Source organism: Kitasatospora sp. NPDC059803, from assembly GCF_042732255.1.
Taxonomy (GTDB): Bacteria; Actinomycetota; Actinomycetes; order Streptomycetales; family Streptomycetaceae; genus Kitasatospora.
This window is the reverse complement of sequence record NZ_JBHWIJ010000050.1, coordinates 5,958-30,472: the sequence shown is the minus strand read 5'-3', so window position 1 is coordinate 30,472 and position 24,515 is coordinate 5,958. Positions and strand designations below refer to the sequence as shown.

Below are 24,515 nucleotides of genomic sequence, written 5' to 3'. Positions count from 1 at the left end.
TTTATACTCGCCTGGTGCCGTGGTGGGCGGGTTATTAGCCCCCGGGGGTGCGCTCACCCCCGACCGGTGGGGGGGGCCCGGGCACCCGCGCCCCCCCCCTCCTGCTGTTGCCGCCAGCGCCGCTCAGGAAGCGATTGCCCAGGAAGCGATCGCTCAGGAGGCGATGAACGCCGCCAACTTGGCCACACCGTCGATGATCTGAGCCTGCGTCAGTGAACTGATCGAGAGCCGCAGGCGGTGCTCCCCGCCGCCCGCCGGGTAGAACGGCGCCATCGGCGTCCACAGCACCCCGTACCCGCGGGCGCAGCGTTCCATCGCCGCGTCGTCGGCGGCGAACGGGACGGTCAGCACGGCGAAGAAGCCGCCCTCGGGCCGGTTCCAGGACACGCCCAGCCGGCGCCGCTCGGAGGCCGGGAAGTGCCGGTCCAGCTCCCGCAGCAGGGTGTCCATGCCGGCCGCGTAGTGGGCCGTGGAGGCGGCGTTGGCGGCGCGCAGCCGGCAGTCGTGGCGCAGCAGCATGCCGCCGATGACGGCCTGGCTGAGCGCGGGCGTGTTGACCGTCGTCATGCTCTTCAGCTTGGCCAGTTCGTCCGCCAGCAGGGTGCGCCGCCCGCCGGGGCCGGCCACCTCCTGGTCGGCCACGACGTAGCCGAGGCGGGCGCCGGGGAAGCAGGTCTTGGCGAAGGAGCCCAGGTAGACCACCTGGCGGCGGCGGTCGAGCGCCTTGAGCGTCGGCCGCTCCCCCGGGTCACGGGCGAAGAAGCCGTACGGGTTGTCCTCGATGACGAGCAGGCCCTCCTCGGCGGCCGTCTCCAGCAGCCGGGTGCGGGCCGCGACGGGCATGCTGGTGCCCGAGGGGTTGGCGAAGTCCGGGACGACGTAGAGGGCGCGCGGGCGGCGGCCCTCGGCCCGCACGGCCCGGGCGGCGGCGCGCACGGCCTCCGGGTCGGGGCCGCCGGCCGGGCCCTCGGGGACGGGCAGGGTGGTCAGGTCGAGCAGCCGGGCGGCGCCGGTGACGCCGACGTAGCAGGGCGAGCTGACCAGCAGGACGTCGTCCGGGCCGGCGCACAGGGCGCGCAGGGTGAGCAGCATGCCCTCCTGGGCGCCGACCGTCAGCACCAGGGCCTCGGGGGCCACCTCCAGGCCCTCGTCGTTGGCGAGGGTGCGGGCGACCAGGTCGGCGATGATCCCCTTGGTGGGGCCGTACTGGAACAGCGCGGTGCGCACGGCGTCCCGGTCGAGGCCGCGGGCCGCCAGGTGGGCGAGGTAGGTGTCCAGGTAGGCGGGGACGTCCTCGGGTTCGAAGAAGCCCTCGTAGGGGCGGCCGGGGGCGAAGGAGACGGCGTCGGGGTAGCGGGTGGTGACCTCGTTGAGGAAGGTCATCGCGTCCAGCAGCGGGTCGGCCAGGCTGGCGTGCAGGTCGGCCAGGGGCAGGGGCTCGGGCGCGCTCACCGCAGGGCCTCGCGCAGCCGCTCGGCGGCGTAGCGCTGGGCGTCGGCGGCCGCGTCCAGGGTGCCGGTCATGGCGAAGAAGCCGTGCGGCATGCCGTCGTAGCGGCGGCTCTCCACCGGCACCCCGGCCGCGCGCAGCGCCTCGGCGTACTGCTCGCCCTCGTCGCGCAGCGGGTCGTACTCGGCGGTGATGACGGTCGCGGGCGGCAGTCCGGCCAGACCGGGGGCGCGCAGCGGGGAGGCGTGCGGGTGGGCGCCGTCGGCGGGGTCGGCCAGGTAGTGGCCCCAGTACCAGTCCACCGAGCGGCGGTTGAAGAGCATCGGGTCGTCGTGCTCGCGCAGCGAGGGGGTGTCGGCGGCGTGGTCGGTGTTGGGGTAGACGAGCAGCTGGTGGCGCAGGGCCGGGCCGTTCTCGTCGCGGGCGATCAGGGTGAGGGCGGCGGTGAGGTTGCCGCCGGCGCTGTCGCCGCCGACGGCGAGCCGGCCCGGGTCGACGCCGAGTTCGCCGGCGTGTGCGGCGAGCCAGTACAGCGCGGCGCGGCAGTCCTGGACGGCCGCGGGGAAGGGGTGTTCGGGGGCGAGCCGGTAGCCGACGGAGGCGGTGACGCAGCCGGCCGCGTTGGTCAGCCGGCGGCAGATCGCGTCGCTGGTGTCGGGCGAGCCGAGGGCCCACCCGCCGCCGAACAGATAGAGCAGGGCCGGCAGTTGACGGCCGGGCGACTCGGGACGGTAGAGCCGTAGGGCGAGTTCGCCGCCCGGTCCGGGGATGCGGTGCTCCTCGACGGCGGCGACCGGCTCGGGGCTCCCGGCCGCGGCGCGGATGTCGGCGAGGTCGGCGGCGCGGGCCTCGGCCAGCGTGAGGGTGTAGAGCGGCGGCGCACCGCTGCTCGCGCGCCGGGCGCGCAGCGCCTCGGCCTGGGGGTGCAGGGGCATGGGTGGTCCCGTTCGGTACAGATTCGGCACAGATCCGGTGCGGGGGCGTCGGCGGGCGGACTCAGGGCCTGAGGAGCTGAGGGCCTCAGGACCCGAGGGCCTGACGAGCCTAGGGGTCTACGGGCCTAGCGGTCGGCTTCGACGTAGACGGTCTCGTCGGTGCGGAACGCGGTGTCGAGGTCGGCGACGTCGGGGCGGGCACCCTGGCGGTAGGCGCAGTGGCGGATCCGCTCCGGTTCGAAGCCGGCGAGGGCGAGGACGTGGCGCAGCTCGTCCAGGTCGTAGATCCACTGGTGCCCGTAGTAACGGAAGATCTGGTTGACCAGGAAGGCCGGGCGGGCGGGCATCGGCGGGCCGAAGCCGAGGGTGGTGAGGCGGCGGCGGTGCTTGGCGAGGAAGCCGTCCCCGTTGGCGTAGCCGGCCAGGTAGCGGGCGAGGTCCGGGGTGGTGAGGCGCAGCACGCCGCCGGGGCGCAGGACGCGGCGGGCCTCGCGCAGCCAGCCGACCGCGACCGGCATGGTGACGTGCTCGATCAGGTGCTCGGCGTAGACCCAGTCGACGCTGGCGTCGGCGAACGGCAGCGGCCGGCCGATGTCGAGCTGGGTGAACCAGCGGTCGCCGTCGATCCGGTAGAGGGTGCCGGGTTCGGTGGCGGCGCCGGGGCTGCGCAGGGCGGTGAGGTCGGTGCCGAGTCCTTCCGGGTGGGCGGTCCGGAAGGCGGCGAACTCGATTCCGGTGAGGCCGAGTTCGCGGAATCCGGCGTGGTCGCGGGGCAGCCCGCCGGGGTGCGCTTCGAGCGTGTCGCAGGTGGCGACCTGCTCGCTGAAGGCGTCCAGGCGGGTGGCGAGGCCGTCGGGGTCGTCCCAGTCCCAGCCGGGGAAAGGGTCATTGCGTTCGGTCTCGGGGGTCGGTTCGGTCATCTGCTGTTCTCCATCCAGTAAGGACAACGTGGTGCGGGCCGTGCGCGGTTCAGCGGGCCGGGCAGGGCCAGGGGGCGAGGGCCGTGCGGTCCAGGTCGGCGAGCCGGGGGCGGCCCAACAGGGCCATGGTGTGCTCCAGTTCCTCGCGCAGCAGGTCGAGGACGCGGTGCACGCCGGCCTCCCCCTCGGTGGCGAGGCCCCAGAACACCGGACGGCCGACCAGGACGGCGCGGGCGCCGAGGGCGAGCGCGACGGCGATGTCGGCGCCGGTGCGCACCCCGCCGTCGAGCAGCACCGGCAGGTCAGCGGGTACCGCGTCGACGACCTCGGGCAGTGCGGCCAGGGAGGGCAGTGCGCCGTCGAGTTGCCGCCCGCCGTGGTTGGAGACCACGACGGCGTCGGCGCCGTGCTCGGCGGCGAGCCGGGCGTCCTCGGCGGTCAGGATGCCTTTGAGGACCAGCGGCAGCCGGGTGCGGGCGCGCAGCCAGGCGAGGTCGGCCCAGGTCAGGGTGGGGTCGAACTGTTCGCGGGCGTGCTCGGCGATGCCCGAACCGCCGTGCGTCGCGCGGTGGCTGGCGGACATCAGGTCCTGGTCCAGGTTGACGGCGCGGACGGCGGGCGGGATCGCGAAGCCGTTGCGCAGGTCGCGCAGGCGGCGGCCGATCCTGGGGGCGTCCACGGTCAGGACGAGCGCGGAGTAGCCGGCCGCCTCGGCGCGTTCGACCAGGGCGGCGAGCGCGGCGCGTTCGCGCAGCCAGTACAGCTGGAGCCAGAGCGGGCCGGTGGCGGCGGCCGCGATCTCCTCCAGGGTGCGGCTGGCGAACATGCCGGCGACCAGCAGGGCCCCGGCGCGGCCGGCGGCGCGCGCGGTGGCGGTCTCGCCCTCCGGGTCGACCAGCCGGTGGTAGGCCATCGGGGCGATGCCGACCGGCAGGCCGAGCGGCGCGCCGAGCAGCGTGCGCCCGGGCGAGCAGTCGGAGACGTCGACCATCGTGCGCGGGCGCAGTGCATAGCGCGCGAACATTTCCCGGTTCGCCGCCACGGTGCGTTCCGTGCCGCTGCCACCCTCGATGAAGTCCCATATTTCCGGGGAAAGTTGCGCGCGCGCGGCGTGCTCCATCCCGGCCAGCGTGAGTTCTCCCACGGGCGTCCTCGATTCCGGGCGGCCACGCGTGGACCAGCCCCGGTTCGGCAGCGTAGGAGCAACAACCACATTGGTATAGACCTTGATTTGACCAAACGTCTGTGCAATCGTCTGGCAACGGAATTGACCGTTTTGGTTGTGAACGGCGTTCATGTCAAATCCCCTCACTTGTGTGGAGCGGTGTTGACCGGCATTTCCCCCTCTTCACTTCCGCCTTCCTCACCGCCGCACGCCGACGCCCCGGACGCCTGGGTCGACCGGCTGTTGCTGGCCGGCCCCGGAGGCGAGGAGTGCCTGCATCTCGGCGGACCACTCGACCGGGACGCCCTGCGCGCCCTGGTCGACGAACAGGCCGCGCACCTCGCCGCGGCCGGACTCGGCCCCGGCGGCACCGCCGCGCTACGGCTGCCGCCCTCGGTGGCGTTCGTCACGGTGCTGCTGGCGTGCTGGCGGCTCGGCGCCCAAGTGGCGCTGCTCGACCACCGCTTGACGGACCACGAGGTCGACGCGGCGGTCGCGCGGCTGGCTCCGCAGGTCCTGGTAGGCTCCGCCCACCGGCCCGCGGCGGCCCTGCGCGGCTTCTCCGAGGTCGAGCCGGTGGCCGTCCGGCTGCCGGACGGACTCCCGGCCCGCACCGGGCACGCGCTGATCCAGCTCAGCTCCGGGTCCACCGGCCCGGCCAAGGTCATCGCCCGCACGGCCTCCGACCTGCTCCGCGAACTCGACTGCTACCACAGGCTGGTGGAGTTCCCCGGCGAGGGCGAGCGGGTCGTCCTGCTGTCCTCCGTGGTGCACGTGCTCGGCCTGGTCGGCGGACTGCTCAACAGTCTGCACGCGCGGGTCGCGCTCACCGTGCCCGAGCGGATGACGGCGGCGGGCATCCTCGCCGCGGTCGCCGCCGGCGACCGGCCGACCACCGTCATCGGGGTACCCTTCCACGCCGAACTGCTGGCCGGCACCGTCAACCCCCCGGCGCTGCCGGGGCTGCGACGGATGATCGTGGCCGGCGAACTGGTCCGCCCGGGCCTGCCCGCGCTGTTCGCCGACCGCTACGGCGTCCCGCTCGGCACCATGTACGGGATGACCGAGACCGGGGTCATCGCCACCGACCTGTCCGGCACGCTCCACCCGGCCAAGCAGCCCGTCCACGGGATGCGGCTGCGGCTGGTCACGGGCGAGCTGCGGATCGGCACGGAGGCCTCGCCCTACCCGGGGCTGGACGACCCGACCCGCTGGTCGGACGGCTGGCTGCACACCCGCGACGCGGCCGAACTCGACCCGGCCACCGGCCTGGTCACCGTCCTCGGCCGCCTGGACTCACAGGTCTCGATCGGCGGCCTCAAGGTCGACCTCACCGAGATCGAGCAGACCCTCACCGCGCTGCCCGAGGTCCGCGAGGCCGTCGTGGTCTTCGAGGACGGCGCGATCGAGGCCTACCTCGCCACCGAACCCGACGCCGACCTCGCCCTCGTCCAGGACGGGCTGGCCCGCCGGCTCGCCGCCTACAAGCGGCCGCGACGGCTCGCCCTGCTGCCCCGGCTCCCCCGTACCGCCACCGGAAAACTCCTGCGCGACCCGGCCGCCCTGCGCAGCACCGCCACGGCCGCCGCGCTCTGATCCACCGCACGCACCCCGACAAGGAGCCACACCATGCAGGACCGCGTCCGCGAGTTCGTCCTCGCCTCGCTCACCGAGATGCAGTACGACGTCTCCGAGGTCACCGGGGACACCGACCTCGGCCCGGCCGGGCTGGACCTCGAATCGCTCGCGCTGGCCGAGCTGTCGGTGCAGGTCGAGGACGAGTTCGGGATCAAGTTCGACCTCGACGAGATGGAGACCACCGCGCTGATGACGCTCGACGAGTTCACCGCCGACGTCGTCAAGCGGATCGACGCCAGCGCCGCCACCGCCACCGCCACCGCCGGCAGCCCGGCGTGAGCGGCTCCGCCCTCCCCGACCGGGCCGAGGTCCGCGCGATGCTGGCGGCGTTCGGGCAGCGCGCCGCCGACACCGTGCCCGACGACCTCGGATCGCTCGAACTCACCTGGCTCATAGCCGAGTTCGAACAGCGCTACGGCATCCAGGTGGACCTCGACGACGACCGCTTCGGCGCCGTCCGGACGGTCGACGACGCCACCGAACTGCTGCGCGCGGCCGTCCTGGCCGAACGTGTGGGCGCCCGGCCATGACCACCGGCGCGCCCTCCGCGCACCGGCCGCGCGGCCGGCCGGTGGTCACCGGGCTCGGCGTACTCAGCGCCGCCGGGCGCGGACTCGGCCCGCTGACCGAGGCCACCGCCCACGGCAAGACCGCCTTCGGCCCGGTCACCCGCTTCGACGTGAGCGCCCGCCGCACCACCCGGGCCGCCCTGCTGCCCGACGACGTGCCGCTCGCGCACACCTTCCCGCTGGCCCGCGCGGTGCTCGACGCCGTCGGCCAGGCCTGCCGCCAGGCCGGACTGACCGCCGCCGACGGCGCGGACACGCCCGTCCTGCTCGCCCTGCACAGCGACGAACGGACCAGGGGCACCGCCGACGCGGTGGCCGCCGGCGTCCGCGCCGCCTGGGGCACCGCGGGCGTCACCCGGGTGTACACCGGCGCCTGCGTGGCAGCCGCGACCGCCGTCGCGGACGCCGCGGCGCTGGTCGCCACCGGGCGGCACGAGCGGGTCCTGGTCGCGGCCGGGCACCTGGTCGAGCCGGGCGTCTTCGCCGTCTTCGACGCCGGCCGCGCGCTGGCCCGGGACGGCGAGCTGCGCCCGTTCAGCACCGGCCGCACGGGCACCCTGCTCGGCGACGCGGCCGCCGCCGTGCTGGTCGAGGCCGCCCCGGCGGCCGAACGGCGCGGCGCCGCCGCCCTCGCCCGGCTGGCCGGTTGGGGCCGGGCCGGGGACGCCCACCACGTGTGCCGCCCCGAACCGGACGGCGCCGGAGTCGCCCGGGCCGTCGAGGCCGCGCTCACCCGCGCCGGCGTCGCCCCGGCCGAGGTCGGCTACGTCAACGCCAACGGCACCGGCTCCACCCTCGCCGACCAGGCCGAGGCGAGCGCGCTGCGCCGGGTCTTCGGCGCACACACCGCCGAACTCCCGGTCAGCTCCAGCAAATCCGTCCACGGGCACGCCCTGGAAGCCTCCGCCCTGCTCGAACTCGCCGTCACCATCGGCGCGTTGGACACCGGGCTGCTCCCGGTCAATGCCGGCTGGCTCGGCCCGGACCCGGACGTCGGCCTGGACCTCGTCCTGGACGGCCCCCGCGCCGCCCGCCCCCGCTACGCGCTCAGCCTCAACTCCGCCTTCGGCGGCGCCAACACCGCCCTGCTGGTGGCCCCCGCATGACCGGCCACCGGACCCCCCCCGCCGCCCGACGGCGCCGACCCCGTACCCCGGCACCCACACCATGACCACCGACGCCACAGCCTCCGACACCACGGCCTTCGACGCCACAGACCCCGACGCCACGAACGTCGGCGCCGCACCCGCCCCGGCCGCCGCCCGGCTGCGGGTCCTCGCCGAGGCCCGCCGACCCGACCCCGGCTCGGCCGACCCCGACCTGGCCGGCCCACCGCCACCGCTGCCCGGCTTCGCCGCCTCCGGCTTCAACCCGCTGGTCGCCGACACCGCCGACCGCTGCCTGCGCGCCCACCACGGCGCCCCGCCCGCCCCCGGGCGGACCGCACTGCTGCTGGCCAGCGCCGGCGGCGACCGCGCCACCGCGCGGGCCATCGACCAGAGCGCCGAACCCGGACGGCGCCCCGCACCGCTGCTGTTCTTCCAGTCCAACCCCAACGCCGTCCTCGGGCACATCGCCGCCCGCTGGGGCCTGACCGGCCCCGTCGTGGCGATCAGCCCGGCCCACGCCGTCCCCGGGCAGGTGCCCGCGGACGCGCTCGACCTCGCGGCGCTGCTCCTCGCGGACGGCGACGCCGACCAGGTGCTGGTCATCGCCGCCGAACCGGGCGACGACGGACCGGGCGAGGCCGCCGGACACGCGGTGGCCGTCCTGGTCACCGGCTGACGTCCTGGTCACCGTCTCAGTCACCGCCTCAGTCACCGCCCGAGTCACCGCCTCAGTCACCGCCCGAGTCACCGGCTGAACCGTCCGGCCACCGCCGGCCGTACCCACGGACGAGGCCCGACGACTGAAGCAGCCGCACCCGGCAGACCAGCACCCGGCCCCGTCACCCACCCAGGCCCCGTCGCACCCGCCGACAGCCCACCGACACCCGCCGACACCGTTCGCCGACACCCTGCGCCGCCCGCGCGGCCGCCCGACCCACGCCAACCGATCAGCCGCCCGGGCCGTCTCCGGCCCCGAGGGAGGGATCCACCCCGTGACCATCCGCAGTGTCCGCAGCCTGATCGCGGACGACCCCGACGTGGGCGCCGGCAACGTCCTGACCGCCCGGCTCGCACTCGGCCTCGGCCTCGACGAACCGCTGCTGACCTTCGACACCCCGGTGGACGACCACCCCGCCTGGCAGCCGCTCACCCTGCGCGAGCTCGACCGCGCCGTCCGGGCCCGCGCCGCCGCCCTGCACGCCCTCGGCATCACCCGGCGCGACCCGGTGGTGGTCTTCGCCAGCGACGCCGCCGACCACGTGCTCGTCTTCCTCGCCCTGACCCGGCTCGGCGCCATCCCCGCGCTGCTCAACCCCAACGTGGACGGTGAGCGGGCCGCCCGCTACATCGCCCGCCTCGGCGCCGTCGGCGTCCTCGCCGACCCGGCCCACCTGGCCGCGCTGGCCGGCCACGACCTCGGCGCGCCGCTGCTGCCCGAGATCTCCACCCTCGGCGCGGGCGACCCGGACGCCGCCCCCGAGCCGTACCGGCACTGGTCCGGCGACCCGGTGGCGATCACCCACTCCTCCGGCACCACCGGAATGCCCAAGGCCGTCGTCCACTCGCACGCGAGCCTGTACGCGGCGATCCGCCACCGGCTGCGGCTGCCCCGCCCGCAGGGCCAGGACCGGATGCTCAGCGCACTGCCCGCGCCGCACGCCGCCACCCTGATCGCGCTCAACCTGGCGCTCAGCTCGCACACCGAACTCGCCGTGCTGTCACGGCAGTCCGGCGCCGGGGTGCTGGACGCGATCGAGCAGTGGCGGCCCACCGGGGTGATCGGCTTCGCCGCCACCTGGGCCGAACTCGCCCACCACGACCTCGCCGCCCGGGACCTCGCCACCGTCGCCCTGTGGTGGAACACCGGCGACTGCGCGCACGAGGTGCACATCCGCCGCCTGATCGCCACCGGCAGCCGGGAGTCCGTCACCCGCGCGGGCCGCACCCGGACGCCGGGCTCGCTGTTCGTCGACGGCCTGGGCTCCACCGAGATGGGCCACTCGCACTTCTTCATCACCCACGGCCCCGGCACCGAGCGCTACGGGCGCTGCGTCGGGCGCCCGCACGCCTTCGTCGACTGCGAGGTGGTCGGCCCGGACGGCGAGCCGCTCGGCCCCGGCGAGGTCGGCGAACTCGCCACCTCCTCACCGACCCTGGCGCTCGGCTACTGGAACGACTCGGCCACCACCTTCCGCACCCGGATCCGCGGCCGCTTCCTCACCGGCGACCTGATGTACCGGGACGAGGAGGGCTACTACTACCACGTCGACCGGGCCGTCGACTCCGTCGAAATCGGCGACGGCAAGCGGCTGTTCACCGCCATGTCGGTGGAGCGGGTGCTGGCCGCCCGCCCGGACGTGGCGGACTGCACGGTGGTCGCCGTGCGGGACGGCGAGCGCGTGGTCACCGACGTGCTGCTGATCCTCGCCGCCGACGCCGACCCGACCGCCGACCGGACCAAGGACGTCATCGCCGCCCTGGACGAGGCCGCCGCCGCGACCGTGCGCCAGGTGCTGGTCGTCTCCGGGGACGACATCCCGCTCGGCCCCACCGGCAAGGTCCGCAAGGTGCTGCTGCGCCAGCGCTACCTCGACGCCGCGGCCGGTGCCCGATGACCCGCCGCGAGGGCGCCGTCGTCACCGGCCTCGGCCTGGTCTCGCCGCTCGGCCGCAAGCCCGCCGAGGTGTTCGACGCGCTCAACGCCGGGCGCTCCGGACTGACCGCCGTCCCCGAGGGCCACGCCGCGCACGGCTGGCTGCCCGCCGCCGGGATCGCCCCCGCCGTGGACGGCCGCGAGGTGCTGCCGCCCACCGAGACCCGCTGCGTGGACCGCTTCGTACTGCTCGCCCTGGCCGCCGCCGACGACGCGCTCGCCGACGCCGGCCTGGTCGTCGGCCGGGACGCCGACCCGCACCGCACCGCCGTGGTGCTGGCCACCGGCGGCGGTGGACTGGAGACCTTCGAGCAGCAGTCGCACCGCCGGCTGGAACGCGGCCGCCCCGGCGTCAGCCCGTACCTGCTGCCGGGCATGCTCTCCAACATGGCCACCGCCCGGATCGCCATCAAACACGGGATCCGCGGCTACAGTTCGGCCGTGGTAACGGCCTGCGCGGCCGGCGCCCAGGCCGTCGCCGAGGGGCTGCGGCTGATCCGCTCCGGCGACGCGGACGTGGTGGTGTGCGGCGGCACCGAGTCCTCGCTGCACCCGACCATCGCCGCCGCCTTCACCAACGCCCGCGCGCTCGCCCAGGGTTGGGACGATCCGGAGCAGGCCAGCCGGCCCTTCGACACCCGCCGCAACGGCTTCGTGCTCGGCGAGGGCAGCGCCGTCCTCGTCCTGGAACGCGCCGACCACGCCGACGCCCGCGGCGCCGCCGGGTACGCGGACGTCATCGGCTGGGGCGCCTCCACCGACGCCCACCACCCGACCATGCCCCGCCCCGACGGCTCCGGCGCCGCCGACGCGATGCGCTCCGCACTCGCCAACGCGGGCCTGGCACCGGGCGACATCGACTACGTGAACGCCCACGGCACCGGCACCAAGCTCGGCGACGTGGCCGAGACCGCCGCCCTGCATGCCGTCTTCGGCGCGCACCCGCCCGCGGTCAGCTCCACCAAGGGCGCCACCGGCCATCTCCTCGGCGCCGCAGGCGCGTTGGAGGCGGTGGTGACCGCCCTGGCGGTGGCGAGGGGGACGCTGCCGCCGACACTCAACCTGACCGACCCCGACCCGGCCTGCGACCTGGACCACATCCGGGGCGGGGCCCGGTCCGCACCGGTGCGCGCCGCGCTGAGCAACGCCTTCGCCTTCGGCGGCCACAACCTCAGCCTGATCCTCGGCCCGGCGTCCACCCGGGCCGCCAAGTAGCGCGCCGATCCACGCCCTTCCATCCCTCCGGGGGAGATCCCGTTGTCCATCCAGTCCATCACCCACGTCGAGTTCCACTGCGCGGACGCCGACAAGACCGCGGCCGGGCTCTGCGCCGACTTCGACTTCACCGCCGACGCCCCGGAGACCGCACCGGACGGCGCCCGCACCATCCGGCTGCGCCAGGGCTCGATCCGGATGCACCTGGCCTCCGCCGCCGACCCCGACCACCCGGTGGCCGGCTTCGTCGCCCGGCACGGGGACGGCGTCGCCGCCCTCGCCCTCGCCTGCACCGACCCGCAGGCCGCGCTGGAGCGCGCCGAGCGGCACGGCGCCCGCGTGCTGGACCGGACCGGCGGGCTGATCGCCGGCTTCGGCGACACCGCCCTGCGGTTCGTGCCGCTGCCCTCGGCCGAACCCGCCGACGAGCCGGGCCTGCTGGACGCCCTGGACCACGTCGCGATCTGCGTCCCGGCCGGCGAACTCGCCGACGCCGTACGGTTCTGCGAGGCCGCGCTCGGCTTCCACCGGATCTTCGGCGAGTACATCGAGGTCGGCCAGCAGGCCATGGACTCCAGCGTGGTGCAGAGCGCCTCCGGCGAGGTCACCTTCACCCTGATCGAGCCGGACACCACCCGGCGGCCCGGCCAGATCGACGAGTTCCTGGCCTCCCACGACGGCGCCGGAGTACAGCACCTGGCCTTCCGCACCGGCGACATCGCCACCGCCGTCCGGACCGCCCGGGCCAACGGCGTGGAGTTCCTGAGCACCCCGGGCGCCTACTTCGACGCCCTGGCCGAGCGGTTCGGCGAGACGGCCATCCCGGTGGAGACCCTGCGCGACCTGCACGTGCTCGTCGACCAGGACCACGGCGGCCAGCTGTTCCAGATCTTCGTCCGCTCCACCCACCCGCGGCGGACGTACTTCCTGGAGCTGATCGAGCGCCAGGGCGCCGGCACCTTCGGCACCGCGAACATCAAGGCCCTGTACGAGGCCGTCGAGCGGCAGAGCTCCGACGCCGCCGTCTGACCGCCGCCCACACCTCAAGAAGGGGCACACCCCATGACCACCGCCGTCGAGTTCCGCCTCAGTGAGGCCGAACACGCCCTGCTGCCCACGCCCGAGGAGGTGGCCCACTACCGCGAGCACGGCTGGTACCTGTCCCGGAAGCTGTTCAGCGACGAGGAACTGGACACCCTCCAGGCCGCCACCGAGCTCTACTACGGCGGCCACCGCGACCGCGAACTGCCCGCCCGCCCGCCGCGCCTGGCCGCCTGGGAGCCCTCGCAGGGCCCGATCCAGCGGCACAACGACTACGTGCACTACGAGAGCGACGCCATCGGCGCGATCCTGCGCAAGCCGCTGATCGGCGCGGTCGCCGCCCTGCTGGCCGGCGCCGAGGAGATCCGGGTGTTCCAGGCCACCCTGATCTACAAGCCGCCGGTGCCCGGGGAGCCGAGCAACCAGGTGCCCTGGCACTTCGACAAGCACTACTGGCAGACCTCCACCTCGGAGGAGATGCTCACCGCGTTCATCCCGTTCCACGACTGCCGCGAGGAGAACGGCACCATCACCATGGTGGACGGCAGCCACCGCTGGCGGGAGCTGGACTCCGGCGAGGACTCCACCCGCCACTTCGCCGACCGCGACCGCACCGAACTCGACGACATCCTGGCCGCCAACGCCGCCCACAACGGGCAGCAGGTGCGCATCGTCCCGATGCACATCCCGCGCGGCCACATGTCCTTCCACCACTGCCGCACCTACCACGGCAGCGGCCCCAACCTGGCCTCCTTCCCGCGCCGGGCCGTCTCGCTGCACCTTCAGGACGGCGCGAACGAGTACCGCCACCACACCCGGGCGGACGGCGGCCCGGTGGTGTACAACCACGACGTGCTGGTGCGCCGCACCGCCGACGGCCGGCCCGACTACGCCGACCCGCAGTTCTGCCCGACCATCTGGCGAGGGGCCCGGTGACGGCTCCCCCGGCGACCGTGCCCCCCGGCGCCGCGGATCCCGGCACCACTGCTCCCGGTGCCGCGGTTCCCAGCACCGCGCCGCTGGACACGCCGGCCGAGCGCTACCGGATGCTGCGGCTGATCCGCGGCTTCGAGGAGCTGGCGCTCGGCCTGGTGAAGGCCGGCGCGATCCCCGGCGGCATCCACCCGTACATCGGGCAGGAGGCCGTCGCGGTCGGCGTCTGCTCGGCGCTCGGCCCCGCCGACCGGCTCACCAGCACCCACCGCGGCCACGGCCACGTGCTCGCCCGGGGCGCCGCACCGCACCGGCTGCTCGCCGAACTCGCCGGCCGCGTCGACGGGTTGAACGGCGGCCGGGGAGGCTCGATGCACGCCGCCGACCTCTCGCTGGGCATCCTCGGCGCCAACGGCATCGTCGGCGCCGGCGCCCCGATCGCGGTCGGCGCCGCCTGGGCCGCCCGGCAGGCCGGGGACGGCCGGGTCGCGGTGGCCTTCTTCGGCGACGGCGCGCTCAACCAGGGCGTGCTGCTGGAGTCGTTCAACCTCGCCGCGATGTGGCAGCTTCCGGTGGTGTTCGTCTGCGAGAACAACGGCTACGCCACCACACTGCCCGCCGCCACCGCGGTCGCGGGCAGCGCGACCGGGCGGGCGGCCGCCTTCGGCATCCCCGCCGAGGAGGTGGACGGCATGGACACCGAGGCCGTCCGCGCCGCCGCCCTGCGCGCGGTGGAGCGGGCCCGGTCCGGCGGCGGCCCCGGCTTCCTGGAATGCCGCACCTACCGCTACGAGGGCCACCACACCATGGAACGCCGGATGAAACTGCACTACCGCACCCCCGAGGAGGTCGAGGCCTGGCGCGCCCGCGACCCGCTCCCCCGGGCCGCCGCCCAGCTGGAGCAGCCGGCCGTCGCCGAAGTCGACGACGCGGTGGCCCGCCAGCTCGCCGCCGCCGAGGAGTTCGCCCTCGCCTCCGAACACCCCGACCCGGCCGGCGCGTCGGACCACCTGTACGCCGACGGCCTGCGGCCCCGAGCCGGGGCGGTGGCATGACCAGGCTCTCGTACACCAAGGCCCTCAACCGGGCGATCGCCGACGAACTCGCCGACGACCCGGCGGTCTGCGTCTTCGGCGAGGACATCGGCGCCGGGATGGCCGGCCCGACGCTCGGCCTGCTGGACCGATTCGGGCCCGAGCGGATCGTCGACACCCCGCTGTCCGAACAGGCCTTCACCGCCATGGCGATCGGCGCGGCGCTCGCCGGGCGGCGCCCGGTGCTGGAGTTCCAGATTCCCTCGCTGCTGTTCCTGGTCTTCGAGCAACTCGTCAACCAGGCGCACAAGTTCTCGCTGATGACCGGTGGGCAGGCGAGCGTCCCGCTGACCTGCCTGGTGCCCGGCTCGGGCTCCCGGGACGGCTGGGCCGGGCAGCACTCCGACCACCCGTACAGCCTGTTCGCGCACGCCGGGGTGAAGACCGTGGTGCCCGCCACCCCGACCGACGCCTACGGGCTGCTGCGATCCGCGATCCGCGACCCGGACCCGGTCGTGGTGTTCGCGCCCGCCGCCGCCCTCCCGGTGCGCGAGACCGTCACCTGGGACCTCGCGCCGATCCCTCTCGGCCGGGCCCGGATCCACCGCCCCGGCACCGACGTCACCGTGGTCGCCGTCGGACACCTGGTGCACGACGCGCTCGCCGTGGCGGACGAGGTCGCCGAGGACATCTCGGTCGAAGTCCTCGACCCCCGCACGCTGTACCCCATGGATTGGGCCGCGCTCGCCGCCTCGCTGGAACGCACCGGCCGGCTGGTCGTCTTCGACGACTCCAACCGCAGCTGCGGCTTCGCCGCGGAGGTGCTGGCCACCGCCGCCGAGGAGATGCGCCTGATCGCCCCGCCCCGCCGGGTCACCCGCCCCGACGGCACCGTCCTACCGTTCGCCCCCGCCCTCGACCGCGCCCTGCAGCCCGGCCGCGAGCAGCTGCGCCACGCCCTGCACGCCGTCCTCAAGCACCCCTGAGACCCCTGAGACCCCCGAGCAGAAGGAGCCGCCTTGTCCACCAACCGCTACCACTGGGACCGTTCGCACCCCGGCCTGACCAGCCTCCAGCAGGCCATCGACCCGCTGCGCCGCGAGGTGGTCGGCCATGGCGTGTACGGCGGGCTGACCAGCATCGGGCGCGTCCGCACCTTCCTGGACAGCCACGTCTTCGCGGTCTGGGATTTCATGTCGCTGCTGAAGAGCCTGCAGCGCGACCTCACCAGCGTCGAGGTCCCGTGGGTCCCGAGCGGGCCGACCGCCAGCCGCCGGCTGATCAACGAGATCGTGCTGGTCGAGGAGAGCGACGAACTCGGGGAGGGCTACACCAGCCACTTCGAGCTGTACGTCGAGGGCATGCGGCAGGCCGGCGCCGACCCGGGCCCGGTGGAGGAGTTCCTGGGGCTGCTGGGCGCCGGCACCGCCGTCCCGGAGGCGCTGAAGGCCGCCGCGGTGCCGCAGGCCGCCGTCGACTTCACCGGCACCACCTGGTCGATCATCGAGAACGCGCCGGTGCACTGCCGGGCCGCCGCCTTCGCCTTCGGCCGCGAGGACCTGATCCCGGACATGTTCGCCCAGGTGGTCGGCATCGACGACCCGGACGGCGTGCTCACCGTCTTCAAGGACTACCTGGCCCGGCACATCGAGGTGGACGGCGAGCAGCACACCCCGATGGCGATGCAGATGCTGATCGACCTGTGCGGCGACGACCAGGCCAAGTGGGACGAGTGCGCCGAGACCGTCCGCACCGCGCTGCGCGCCCGGGTGCAGCTGTGGACGGCGATCGAGGCCGCCTTCGCGTAGCGCGGCCGGGGCGCGGCTCACCCCGCGCGTCGTGCCTCGCACTACGCGGTGCGGCTCAGACCACCTTCGGGACGGCGGCGGCCGACGCGGGCAGTTCGTCCGCCGCCGTCCGGAAGCGGTGCAGCGCGGCCCGGCCCTCCGCCCCCCGCACCCGGGCGGCGAGCCGGGCCGGCAGCACCACGGTGGTCAGGTAGCCGGCGCCGCCGAACCCCTCGACCGTCCAACTCACCCAGGGAAGAGGGTAGTTGGCGGCCGGGCTGAAGAACACCGGCCGGTGCCCCTGGAAGCTCACCCGATAGGCCCCGAACCGGCTCCAGTTCGAGAAGCTGAACCGGCGCTCCTGCGGGTCGAAGCCCAGCGGCACGCAGTCCCGCAGCCGGGAGCGGCCGAGCGAGGCCAGGAAGCCCAGGTTGGAACGCAGGTTGAGGTGGGCGGCCGGGAACTCCTCGACCGCCGCCCGCAGCGCGCCCGCGAGCACCGCCGGGCCGTCCTCGGGCCGGTGCGACACGTGGACGTCGCCCAGCAGGTTGCCCACCAGGGCGGGTGAGAGTCCGAGCCAGCGCCGGGCGTTGACCGGTACGGTCAGCCAGCGCTCCGCCCCGTCGCCGTCCAACTCCCGTATGGTGCTGACGACATGGGCGCAGAGCACGTCACCGGAGGAGAGCCGCCGGCCGGCCGTCGCACTGAACTCCACGCGCATCCGCTCGACTTCGGCGTCCCCGAAGTAGATCTGGACGGTCCGATTGGCCCGCGGACCGACCGCCACCTCGCGGGCCAGCAGCTGCGCCTGCGCCGTCGAGGGCACCCGGAAGCCGGGCCGTCCGCAGTCCTCGGCCGGGAGCACCCGGTCCAGCAACTCGTCCTGGTCCTCGACCAGTTCGGCCTCCGGCAGCTCCTCGTCCTCGACCGCCGCCGACCAGATCCGCAGCAGCAGCATGAAGCTGTGCAGATCGCCGATCGCGTGGTGCCAGGAGCATCCCAGCACCGTCCCGCCGTCGCCGGTGCGGGTGACCCGGACGGTGAGCAGCGGGACGCCGCCGCCGCGCGCGGCCGGGGCGTCCACCGGATCGACCAGTTCGGAGCCGGCGGCCGTCACCCGGCCCATCGCCTCGGCGAGCGTGCCGTCCACGGTGTAGACGTCCAGCGGGACGCCGGAGTCGTCGCAGACCGCTTCGAGGGCGCCTCCCCCGCCGGTGCGCAGCCGCCCGGCGAACACCGGCACCCGGTCCAGTGCGCGGGCCAGTCCGGCGGCCAGCCGGTCCTCGTCCAGCGCCTGGTCGAAGTAGAGCACGACCGAGACGGCGAGGTCCGCCAGCATGGTGTCCATCAGGCCGCAGTGCAGCACCGTTCCGGGGGCGCGGCCGGCCCTGACAGTCCGGGATCTTCGCAACACCGGCCAACTGTTCATGCGTTCCGTCCCCGGTTGTTCTGCGGGTGGCGTGCGGGCACGCCGAACGATAGTGCCGCGCCGTCACAGTGGTCCAGTCCAATCCCGGGATCCGGAAAGGCCGCTGGACTGCTGCGGCGATAGAATGCCCAGCATGGGAGAGCGCCCGGGCGCACCCACCGCGCCGCCCCTCGTCCTGGTCACCGACACCGGGTCGCTGCTGATCGACCCGGCCCTGGCCTACCACCTCGGCCGCGACCCGACCAGCGAGATCGTCCTGGACGACCCCCGGGTCTCCTGGCACCACGCCGTGCTGCGGGCCACCGACGGGCACTGGCTGCTGGAGGACGTCGGCAGCACCAACGGCACCTACGACCAGGGCCACCGGGTCGACCGCGAGGACATCGGCCCCGGCACCCGGCTGCGCTTCGGCGACCCGGCCGACGGCCCGTCCGCGACCTTCGCCGGCCTGCCCCGCCCCGACCCCGGCGAGCGGCCCTCCCTGCTCGCCCCGCAGGCCTCCGGCACCTTCCGCAGCCCCAGTTCGGTGCTCCAGCTACCCGGCCGCACGGTCCGGATCGGCCGCTCGCACGACAACGACCTGGTCCTGGACGACCTGGTGGTCTCCCGCCACCACGCCGAACTGCGCGAACTGCCCGGCGGCGGCTACGAGATCGTCGACCTGGACAGCCACAACGGCACCTACCACAACGGCCGCCCGGTGCAGCGGGCGCCGGTCGGCCCGGCCGACATCGTCGGCATCGGCCACTCCGCGCTCTGCCTCTCCGACGACCACCTGGTCGAGTACACCGACACCGGCGAGATCTCCCTGGATGTACGGCACCTGGTGGTCCGGGTCGGGTCCGACCACCGGGTGCTGTTGGACGACGTGAGCTTCCCGCTCGCCGAGAAGGCGCTGCTGGCGGTGGCCGGCCCGAGCGGCGCCGGCAAGTCCACCCTGCTCAACGCCCTGACCGGGCTGCGCCCCGCCGACGAGGGCACCGTGCTGTACGACGGGCGCGACCTCTACCGCGACTACGCCGAACTGCGCCGCCGGATCGGCCTGGTGCCGCAGGACGACATCCTGCACACCCAGCTCACCGTCCGCCGCGCGCTCGGCTACGCCGCCGAACTGCGCTTCCCCGGCGACACCGCGAAGCACGAGCGGGAGGCCCGGGTCGTCGAGGTGGTCCACGAGCTGGGCCTGGCCGGCCGGGCCGACCAGGTGATCGGCAGCCTCTCCGGCGGCCAGCGCAAGCGGGTCAGCGTCGCGCTGGAGCTGCTCACCAAGCCCTCGCTGCTGTTCCTCGACGAGCCGACCTCCGGTCTGGACCCGGGCATGGAGCGCTCGGTGATGCACATGCTGCGCGGGCTGGCCGACGACGGCCGGACGGTCGTCGTGGTGACGCACAGCGTGCTGAGCCTGAACGTGTGCGACCGCCTGCTGGTGCTCGCCCCCGGCGGCCGGACGGCCTACTACGGCCCGCCGGGCGAGGCGCTGGCGTTCTTCGGCTTCGCGGAGTGGCCGGAGGCCTTCGAGGCCTTCGAGAGCGAGGACCACGAGGCCTGGCAGCGCCGTTTCCGCAGCTCCCCGCAGTACGAGCGGTACGTCGCCGCCGAGGCGGTGTCCCTGACGCGGGGGGCCGGGCGCGGGGGGGCGCGCGGGGGGGGCGGCCCCGCCGCGGCGGGCGGGGCGGGGCCCCCCGGCCGCGCAGCGGGCCGCGCGGGGGCCGGCGGGGCCGGCGCAGGCACCGGCGGCCGGGCGGGACCCGATCGGCTGGGAGAAGCCGCAGGGCTGGTTCTCCCAGCTGGGCACCCTGGTGCGCCGGTACACCGCGGTGCTCGCCGCCGACCGGCTGTTCCTGACCATCATGGTGGTGCTGCCCTTCGTGATCGGCCTGATGTGCCGGGTGATGGCCGGCTCCCGACTCACCCCCGACAACGCCGTGAACTGCCTGCTCACGCTGTGCATCGGCGGCCTGCTGACCGGCGCCGCCAACTCGGTGCGCGAGGTGGTCAAGGAGCGGGCGATCTACCGCCGCGAGCGCGTGGTCGGACTGTCCAGATCGGCGTACCTGGTCTCCAAGGTGGTGGTGCTCGGCACGGTCACGGTCGCCCAGGCCGCCGTGCTGACCGTGGTCGGCCTGGCCGGGGTGGACCTCTCCTGGGCGGTGCCGACCGGGGTGGTGATGCCGCAGCTGCCCGAACTGATCATCGCGGTCGCGCTGCTGGCGTTCTCGGCGATGATGCTCGGCCTGGTGGTCTCGGCGATCGTGGACAAGGAGGAGGCCACCATGCCGCTGCTGGTGCTCCTCTCGGTGGTGCAGATCGTCTTCAGCGGCCTGATGCTCAAGCTGCACGGCGTGCCCGGGCTGGAGCAGTTCGCCTGGCTGATCCCGTCCCGTTGGGGCATGGCCGCGATGGCCCGCACCGTCGAGCTGCACGGCATCTTCCCGACCGCGATCACCGCCGACCCGATGTTCCGCCACAAGCGCGCCGGCTGGCTGCTCGACATCGCGGTGCTGCCCGGCCTCGCGGTCGCGTACGGGCTGCTGGTGCTGGCCCTGCTGCGGCGGCACGAGCCCGCGATCATGCGGCGCTGAGCCTCGAAGGGCGACCCCGGGCCCCGGCCGACCACCGCCGGTACAGTGGGAAGCGACCTGTGGTGCGAGTCCCATCGCTATGACCGCGCGCAGCCGCGGGCTCGCGCGGCGGAGGAAATGTAGCCGCCCATGGACGAGTTCGCGTTCCGCCCCACCCACGTCGCCCCACCGGCCGGGATGGCCACCTGGGCGGCCCCGGACCCGGCCCGGCCCGCCACCCGGCTGGACGCGCTGCTGCCGGTACGGGTGGTCGCCCGGCAGGGCGACTGGGCGCAGATCCTCTGCTCCAACGGCTGGACGGCCTGGGTCGACGGCCGGCTGCTGGTCGCCCTCCCGGAGCCGCCGCCCACCGCCGGGGGCCCGCCCGCCCGGACGGCGGACCCGCGCCCGGCGCTCGTGGAGGCCGAGGCCGCGGTGGCCCGCTACCGGGCCCTGCTGGAGGACCTCGCGGCGGGCGCCCTGGACCTGGAGGCCTTCCGGGAGCGGACCCGTGGCCTGCGGATCGGCCTGGTCGTGGACGCCGAGGCGCTCTGGGTGTTCGACCCGGTGCGCGACCGCTGGTGCTACTGCGACGGGCTCCAGCTCCAGACGTACGCGGCCACCGACCGGCCGGTGCCCGGGTCGTCGCCCACACCGTCCCCCACACCGTCCCCCACGCCGTCGCCCGCCCCCGCCGTCCCGCCGGGGCCCGCGCCCGCTCCGTACGCCCCCACCCGGCCGGGCGCGCCGTGACCCCGGCCGAACGGGTGCCCGAAGACCACCCTGACCATGCCGATAAGTCCGACCAGCTCGACCACCCCGACCGGCCGTCCGCACCCGGCCTGCCGGCCGGCATGGTCGGGCGCCGGATCGCCGGCTACCGGCTGGAGCGCGAGATCGGCCGCGGCGGCATGGCCGTGGTGTACCGGGCCAAGGACCTGCGGCTCGGCCGGACCGTCGCGGTCAAACTGCTCGCCCCCGAACTGGCCCGCAACGAGGTGTTCCGGCAGCGCTTCATGCACGAGTCCGAGGCCGCCGCCGCGATCGACCACCCGCACATCATCCCGGTGTTCGAGGCCGGCGAGCACGACGGCATCCTGTTCATCGCGATGCGCTACGTCGAGGGCGGCGACCTGCGCGGGCTGATGAACCGGGGCGGCCCCTTCTCGGCCGAGCGGACCGCCCAGCTGGCCCTGCAGATCGCCTCCGCGCTCGACGCCGCGCACGACCACGACCTGGTCCACCGGGACGTCAAGCCCGGCAACGTGCTGGTCGCCGCCGGGACGGACAGCGAGCACCCCGAGCACCTGTACCTGGCGGACTTCGGCCTCACCAAGAAGTCCCTCTCGCTGAGCGGCCTGACCAGCGTCGGCCAGATCGTCGGAACGCTGGACTACGCCGCGCCCGAGCAGATCTCCGGCAAGCCGCTGGACGGGCGCTGCGACCAGTACGGCCTCGGCTGCGTGGTCTTCGAGATGCTCGCGGGCGCCCCGCCGTTCCGCCGGGAGAGCGACGTGGCACTGCTCTGGGCGCACCTCAACGACCCGCCGCCCGCGTTGCGCGACCACCGCCCCGACCTGCCCGCCGCCGTCGGGGCGGCGGTCGCCCGGGCGCTCGCCAAGGCCCCCCAGGACCGCTACGCCAGCTGCCTGCAGTTCGTCGCCGAGCTGCGCGCGGCCACCGCCGTCGTGCCCGGCCTCGGCGCCGCGCCGAGGGCGTGGAGCGGGAGCGGGAACGGGCCGCCGACCCGGGTCGTCCAGGCGGTCGTCCCCGGGCTCGCCGCGGCAGCCGTCGTGCCCGAGCCGCCCGCGTGGGCCGCCCCGGTCGTCCACCCGCCGCCGTGGTGAGCGCCGTACCGTCCACCGCCCCCCAGGAAACCGACCCGCCAGGAAACCGCCCCCTCAGGAAGCCGACCGCCATGAACGCCGTGAGCCAGGTCTTCGCCGTGATCGCCGCCGCGGTCCACCTCCTCGCGTGGCCGCTGGAGAGCTTCCTGTACGGCCACCCGCGGGTGCGCTTCCTGCTCACCGGCAGCACGGCGGACGCGCCGGAGGTCCGGCTGTGGCGCTTCAACGTCGGCTTCTACAACCTGTTCCTGGCGCTCGGCCTGGTCGCCGGACTGGTCCTGCTGCACACCGGGCACGCCGCCTCCGGCCGCGCCGTGATCAGCTACGTCGCCGCGTTCATGGCCGCCGGCGGGATCACCCTCCTCGCCTCGGAGCCGAAGGTCTGGCGCGGCGCCCTCGCCCAGGCGCTGCCGGCGGCGGCGATCCTCATCGCCGAGGCGTTCTGAGCGCGCGCCGCCCGGCAGCCGTCACCCCGCCCCGGGCACCTCGCCACCTGGGACCTCACCACCGGGGACGTCGCCACCGGGGACGTCCCCGCTGGAGACCTCGCCCCGGCGGCCGGTGCGGGCGGCCAGCAGGGCGCCCAGCGCGCCGGCCAGCAGGCCCCAGCCCGCCGCCAGCGGGACGGCCGTCCACAGCACCGGGCGCAGGGTGAGGCTGCCGCTGCCGAGGCCGGCCAGCGGGTTGGCGCCGCCGAGGAGCGAGCCGATCAGGTCGCCGAGGCCGCCCTGGCCGACGCCGACGCCGAGCACCGACAGCCCGTAGTCGGCGTCCGCCCTGGTCCAGAGCCCGACCAGCAGCACCGTCACCGCGCTGGCCAGAGCGAACCGGACGGCGTGCTGCCGGAGCCGGACGGTACGCGGCGAGCGGTACGCGGCGAGGAAGCCGGCCGCGAGCAGCAGCACGGCGGCCAGCGGCAGCAGCCACCAGCTGCGCGCGTCCTGGTCGGCGAGGGTGCCCAGGCTGATGGTGGCCTGCTGCCCGTCCGGAGCCCGCAGCACCTCGGCGAGCGGCCTGGGCACCGGCAGGCCGAGCGCGCCGCTGAGCCGCCCGTGCCACTGCGCGCCGAGCCCGACGCCGAAGGCCAGCCAGACCAGGTCGGGCAGGGCGAGCAGCAGCACGGCCAGGGTCTGCCGGGCGTTGCCGTGCACGATCGCGGTCAGCACCCCGGCCGCCAGCCCGATCACCAGGTACGCCAGCAGGACCAGCCAGAGCGCGAACGCGGCTGGGCGGACGGCCAGTTGGTAGGGCAGCAGGGCGCGCGGCAGCGGCGCCCGCCGGGACACCGCGAAGGTGCCCGCGAGGACGACGAGCAGCCAGGCCAGCCCGATGCCGACCGTGCTCGGGGCGTCCGCGTGGAAGCCGACCTCCGGGGTGAGCCCGAGCGCGCCGCCGATGGTCTGCGCCAGGTCGCCGCCGAGCGGGACGACGAAGGTGTGCCGGGCGCCGAGGGTGAGCAGCGCGAGGGCGACCAGCCAGAGCACCACCGTGCGGGCGATCCGGCCGAGCAGTTCGCCGCCGCCGGCCACCGCGCGAAAACGCAGCTGCCGCAGGAACACCTCGGCCATCACCACCGCACCGGCCAGCGAGACGGACAGCGGCATGGCACTGATCCCGGCATCCACTGCGGCGAACTGCCCTGCTCCGCCGTCGAGTTGGACGGCACCGCCGACGGCCAGCGCCACCGCCCCGGCCAGCACGGCCGGGAAGCCGCCCCCCGGAAGGTCGTCGGCGCCGGCCAGCCAGAGGCCGAGCGCGGCGACCGCCGCCATGGCGGCGAACCCGGCCAGCACCACGGCGAGCGCGTCCAGCCAGCCGCGCAGGGCGCCGGGCGGGCCCGCGACCCGGGTGGTGGGCTGCTGCATGGCGCCTCCTCGGTGCGTCGGGCTTCGCGTTCCAGGGTGGCCGACACCCGGCGGGCACGCTCGGCGACGGTTTCCGCACCTGCTGTTGCGGCGGGTGGGGAGCCGGGGGGAAATGGAGGCCAGTGGCAGGAGCTTCCCGGGTCGGCGCATCCGCCGGCCGCCTGCGAAACGGAGCCTCGATGAGTTCCCAACCGCCCCCGTCCGGCCCGCCGAGCGAGCCGCCCCACGGCCCCCCGTCCGGCCCGCTGGCCGGTCCCCCGTCGAGCGGCGGGCAGGTGGGGGGGCCGCCCGGGTGATCCCGGCCGGGCCGGGCGGGTGGGGGAGAGGGTGGGTAACGGCCGGGCGGGGCGGGCGGGCCGTGCGGC

The 24,515-nt window shown here is 75.1% G+C and carries 21 protein-coding genes and 1 pseudogene; 16 read left to right on the top strand and 6 right to left on the bottom strand.

Annotated elements, in window-relative coordinates:
• Positions 1 to 153: 153 nt before the first annotated feature.
• The 4 genes from ACFV6I_RS11460 to ACFV6I_RS11445 form a co-directional block, all read right to left on the bottom strand.
• Positions 154 to 1,452, bottom strand: coding sequence for a PLP-dependent aminotransferase family protein (locus ACFV6I_RS11460; protein ID WP_380424667.1), 1,299 nt, complete (start codon positions 1,450 to 1,452; stop codon positions 154 to 156).
• Positions 1,449 to 2,384 (bottom strand): alpha/beta hydrolase, encoded by a 936-nt coding sequence (locus ACFV6I_RS11455; protein WP_380424664.1) that lies wholly within the window; start codon positions 2,382 to 2,384, stop codon positions 1,449 to 1,451. Before ACFV6I_RS11455 ends, ACFV6I_RS11460 begins: the two co-directional genes overlap by 4 nt.
• Positions 2,385 to 2,509: 125 nt before the next feature.
• Complete coding sequence (locus tag ACFV6I_RS11450) at positions 2,510 to 3,304, bottom strand: class I SAM-dependent methyltransferase (RefSeq protein WP_063350664.1); 795 nt, start codon at positions 3,302 to 3,304, stop codon at positions 2,510 to 2,512.
• Between the two features lie 49 nt (positions 3,305 to 3,353).
• On the bottom strand, positions 3,354 to 4,448 hold the full coding sequence (locus ACFV6I_RS11445; protein WP_244293553.1) for an alpha-hydroxy acid oxidase: 1,095 nt from the start codon (positions 4,446 to 4,448) through the stop codon (positions 3,354 to 3,356).
• Between the two features lie 180 nt (positions 4,449 to 4,628).
• Here ACFV6I_RS11445 and ACFV6I_RS11440 point away from each other — a divergent pair, with 180 nt between their 5' ends.
• The 12 genes from ACFV6I_RS11440 (at position 4,629) to ACFV6I_RS11385 (ending at position 16,469) form a co-directional block, all read left to right on the top strand.
• On the top strand, positions 4,629 to 6,065 hold the full coding sequence (locus ACFV6I_RS11440; protein ID WP_380424662.1) for a class I adenylate-forming enzyme family protein: 1,437 nt from the start codon (positions 4,629 to 4,631) through the stop codon (positions 6,063 to 6,065).
• A 33-nt stretch (positions 6,066 to 6,098) separates the two neighbouring features.
• Positions 6,099 to 6,386, top strand: coding sequence for a phosphopantetheine-binding protein (locus ACFV6I_RS11435; RefSeq protein ID WP_380377453.1), 288 nt, complete (start codon positions 6,099 to 6,101; stop codon positions 6,384 to 6,386).
• Positions 6,383 to 6,637, top strand: coding sequence for a hypothetical protein (locus tag ACFV6I_RS11430; protein WP_079136142.1), 255 nt, complete (start codon positions 6,383 to 6,385; stop codon positions 6,635 to 6,637). Before ACFV6I_RS11435 ends, ACFV6I_RS11430 begins: the two co-directional genes overlap by 4 nt.
• Positions 6,634 to 7,782 (top strand): beta-ketoacyl synthase N-terminal-like domain-containing protein, encoded by a 1,149-nt coding sequence (locus ACFV6I_RS11425; protein WP_380424659.1) that lies wholly within the window; start codon positions 6,634 to 6,636, stop codon positions 7,780 to 7,782. Before ACFV6I_RS11430 ends, ACFV6I_RS11425 begins: the two co-directional genes overlap by 4 nt.
• 61 nt (positions 7,783 to 7,843) lie before the next feature.
• The gene (locus tag ACFV6I_RS11420; protein ID WP_380424657.1) at positions 7,844 to 8,461 is read left to right on the top strand and encodes a hypothetical protein; all 618 of its coding nucleotides are present in this window, start codon (positions 7,844 to 7,846) and stop codon (positions 8,459 to 8,461) included.
• A 316-nt stretch (positions 8,462 to 8,777) separates the two neighbouring features.
• Positions 8,778 to 10,400, top strand: coding sequence for a class I adenylate-forming enzyme family protein (locus ACFV6I_RS11415; RefSeq protein WP_380424654.1), 1,623 nt, complete (start codon positions 8,778 to 8,780; stop codon positions 10,398 to 10,400).
• Positions 10,397 to 11,653, top strand: coding sequence for a beta-ketoacyl-[acyl-carrier-protein] synthase family protein (locus ACFV6I_RS11410; RefSeq protein WP_380424651.1), 1,257 nt, complete (start codon positions 10,397 to 10,399; stop codon positions 11,651 to 11,653). The genes ACFV6I_RS11415 and ACFV6I_RS11410 overlap by 4 nt, the downstream gene beginning before the upstream one ends.
• A gap of 42 nt (positions 11,654 to 11,695) precedes the next feature.
• Positions 11,696 to 12,682 carry a 4-hydroxyphenylpyruvate dioxygenase gene (gene hppD, locus ACFV6I_RS11405; RefSeq protein ID WP_380343236.1) on the top strand — a complete coding sequence of 329 codons (987 nt, stop codon included), beginning with the start codon at positions 11,696 to 11,698 and terminating at the stop codon, positions 12,680 to 12,682.
• Between the two features lie 33 nt (positions 12,683 to 12,715).
• Positions 12,716 to 13,630 carry a phytanoyl-CoA dioxygenase family protein gene (locus ACFV6I_RS11400; protein WP_063350658.1) on the top strand — a complete coding sequence of 305 codons (915 nt, stop codon included), beginning with the start codon at positions 12,716 to 12,718 and terminating at the stop codon, positions 13,628 to 13,630.
• Positions 13,627 to 14,682, top strand: a complete 1,056-nt coding sequence (locus ACFV6I_RS11395) for a thiamine pyrophosphate-dependent dehydrogenase E1 component subunit alpha (protein WP_380424648.1) — start codon at positions 13,627 to 13,629, stop codon at positions 14,680 to 14,682. The genes ACFV6I_RS11400 and ACFV6I_RS11395 overlap by 4 nt, the downstream gene beginning before the upstream one ends.
• Positions 14,679 to 15,647, top strand: a complete 969-nt coding sequence (locus tag ACFV6I_RS11390; RefSeq protein WP_380424645.1) for an alpha-ketoacid dehydrogenase subunit beta — start codon at positions 14,679 to 14,681, stop codon at positions 15,645 to 15,647. The genes ACFV6I_RS11395 and ACFV6I_RS11390 overlap by 4 nt, the downstream gene beginning before the upstream one ends.
• Positions 15,648 to 15,680: 33 nt before the next feature.
• Positions 15,681 to 16,469, top strand: a complete 789-nt coding sequence (locus ACFV6I_RS11385) for a DUF3050 domain-containing protein (RefSeq protein ID WP_380424643.1) — start codon at positions 15,681 to 15,683, stop codon at positions 16,467 to 16,469.
• Positions 16,470 to 16,524: 55 nt separating this feature from the next.
• Here ACFV6I_RS11385 and ACFV6I_RS11380 read toward each other — a convergent pair whose 3' ends face one another.
• Positions 16,525 to 17,796, bottom strand: a complete 1,272-nt coding sequence (locus ACFV6I_RS11380) for an acyltransferase (protein ID WP_380424641.1) — start codon at positions 17,794 to 17,796, stop codon at positions 16,525 to 16,527.
• Positions 17,797 to 18,010: 214 nt separating this feature from the next.
• Here ACFV6I_RS11380 and ACFV6I_RS11375 point away from each other — a divergent pair.
• The 4 genes and pseudogenes from ACFV6I_RS11375 to ACFV6I_RS11360 all read left to right on the top strand — a co-directional run bounded on the left by ACFV6I_RS11375 (position 18,011) and on the right by ACFV6I_RS11360 (position 22,731).
• Positions 18,011 to 20,459: pseudogene (locus tag ACFV6I_RS11375) on the top strand (FHA domain-containing protein).
• Positions 20,460 to 20,588: 129 nt separating this feature from the next.
• Positions 20,589 to 21,191 carry a hypothetical protein gene (locus tag ACFV6I_RS11370; RefSeq protein ID WP_380343251.1) on the top strand — a complete coding sequence of 201 codons (603 nt, stop codon included), beginning with the start codon at positions 20,589 to 20,591 and terminating at the stop codon, positions 21,189 to 21,191.
• A gap of 101 nt (positions 21,192 to 21,292) precedes the next feature.
• A complete protein-coding gene (locus tag ACFV6I_RS11365; RefSeq protein ID WP_063351672.1) occupies positions 21,293 to 22,285 on the top strand; it encodes a serine/threonine-protein kinase in 993 nt (330 codons plus the stop codon).
• A 71-nt stretch (positions 22,286 to 22,356) separates the two neighbouring features.
• Positions 22,357 to 22,731, top strand: a complete 375-nt coding sequence (locus tag ACFV6I_RS11360; protein ID WP_380424638.1) for a DUF1304 family protein — start codon at positions 22,357 to 22,359, stop codon at positions 22,729 to 22,731.
• A 21-nt stretch (positions 22,732 to 22,752) separates the two neighbouring features.
• Here the strand turns inward: ACFV6I_RS11360 and ACFV6I_RS11355 are convergent, their stop codons facing one another.
• Positions 22,753 to 24,150: a streptophobe family protein gene (locus ACFV6I_RS11355; protein ID WP_380343254.1), complete on the bottom strand. Its 1,398-nt coding sequence runs from the start codon at positions 24,148 to 24,150 to the stop codon at positions 22,753 to 22,755.
• Positions 24,151 to 24,515 lie beyond the last annotated feature (365 nt).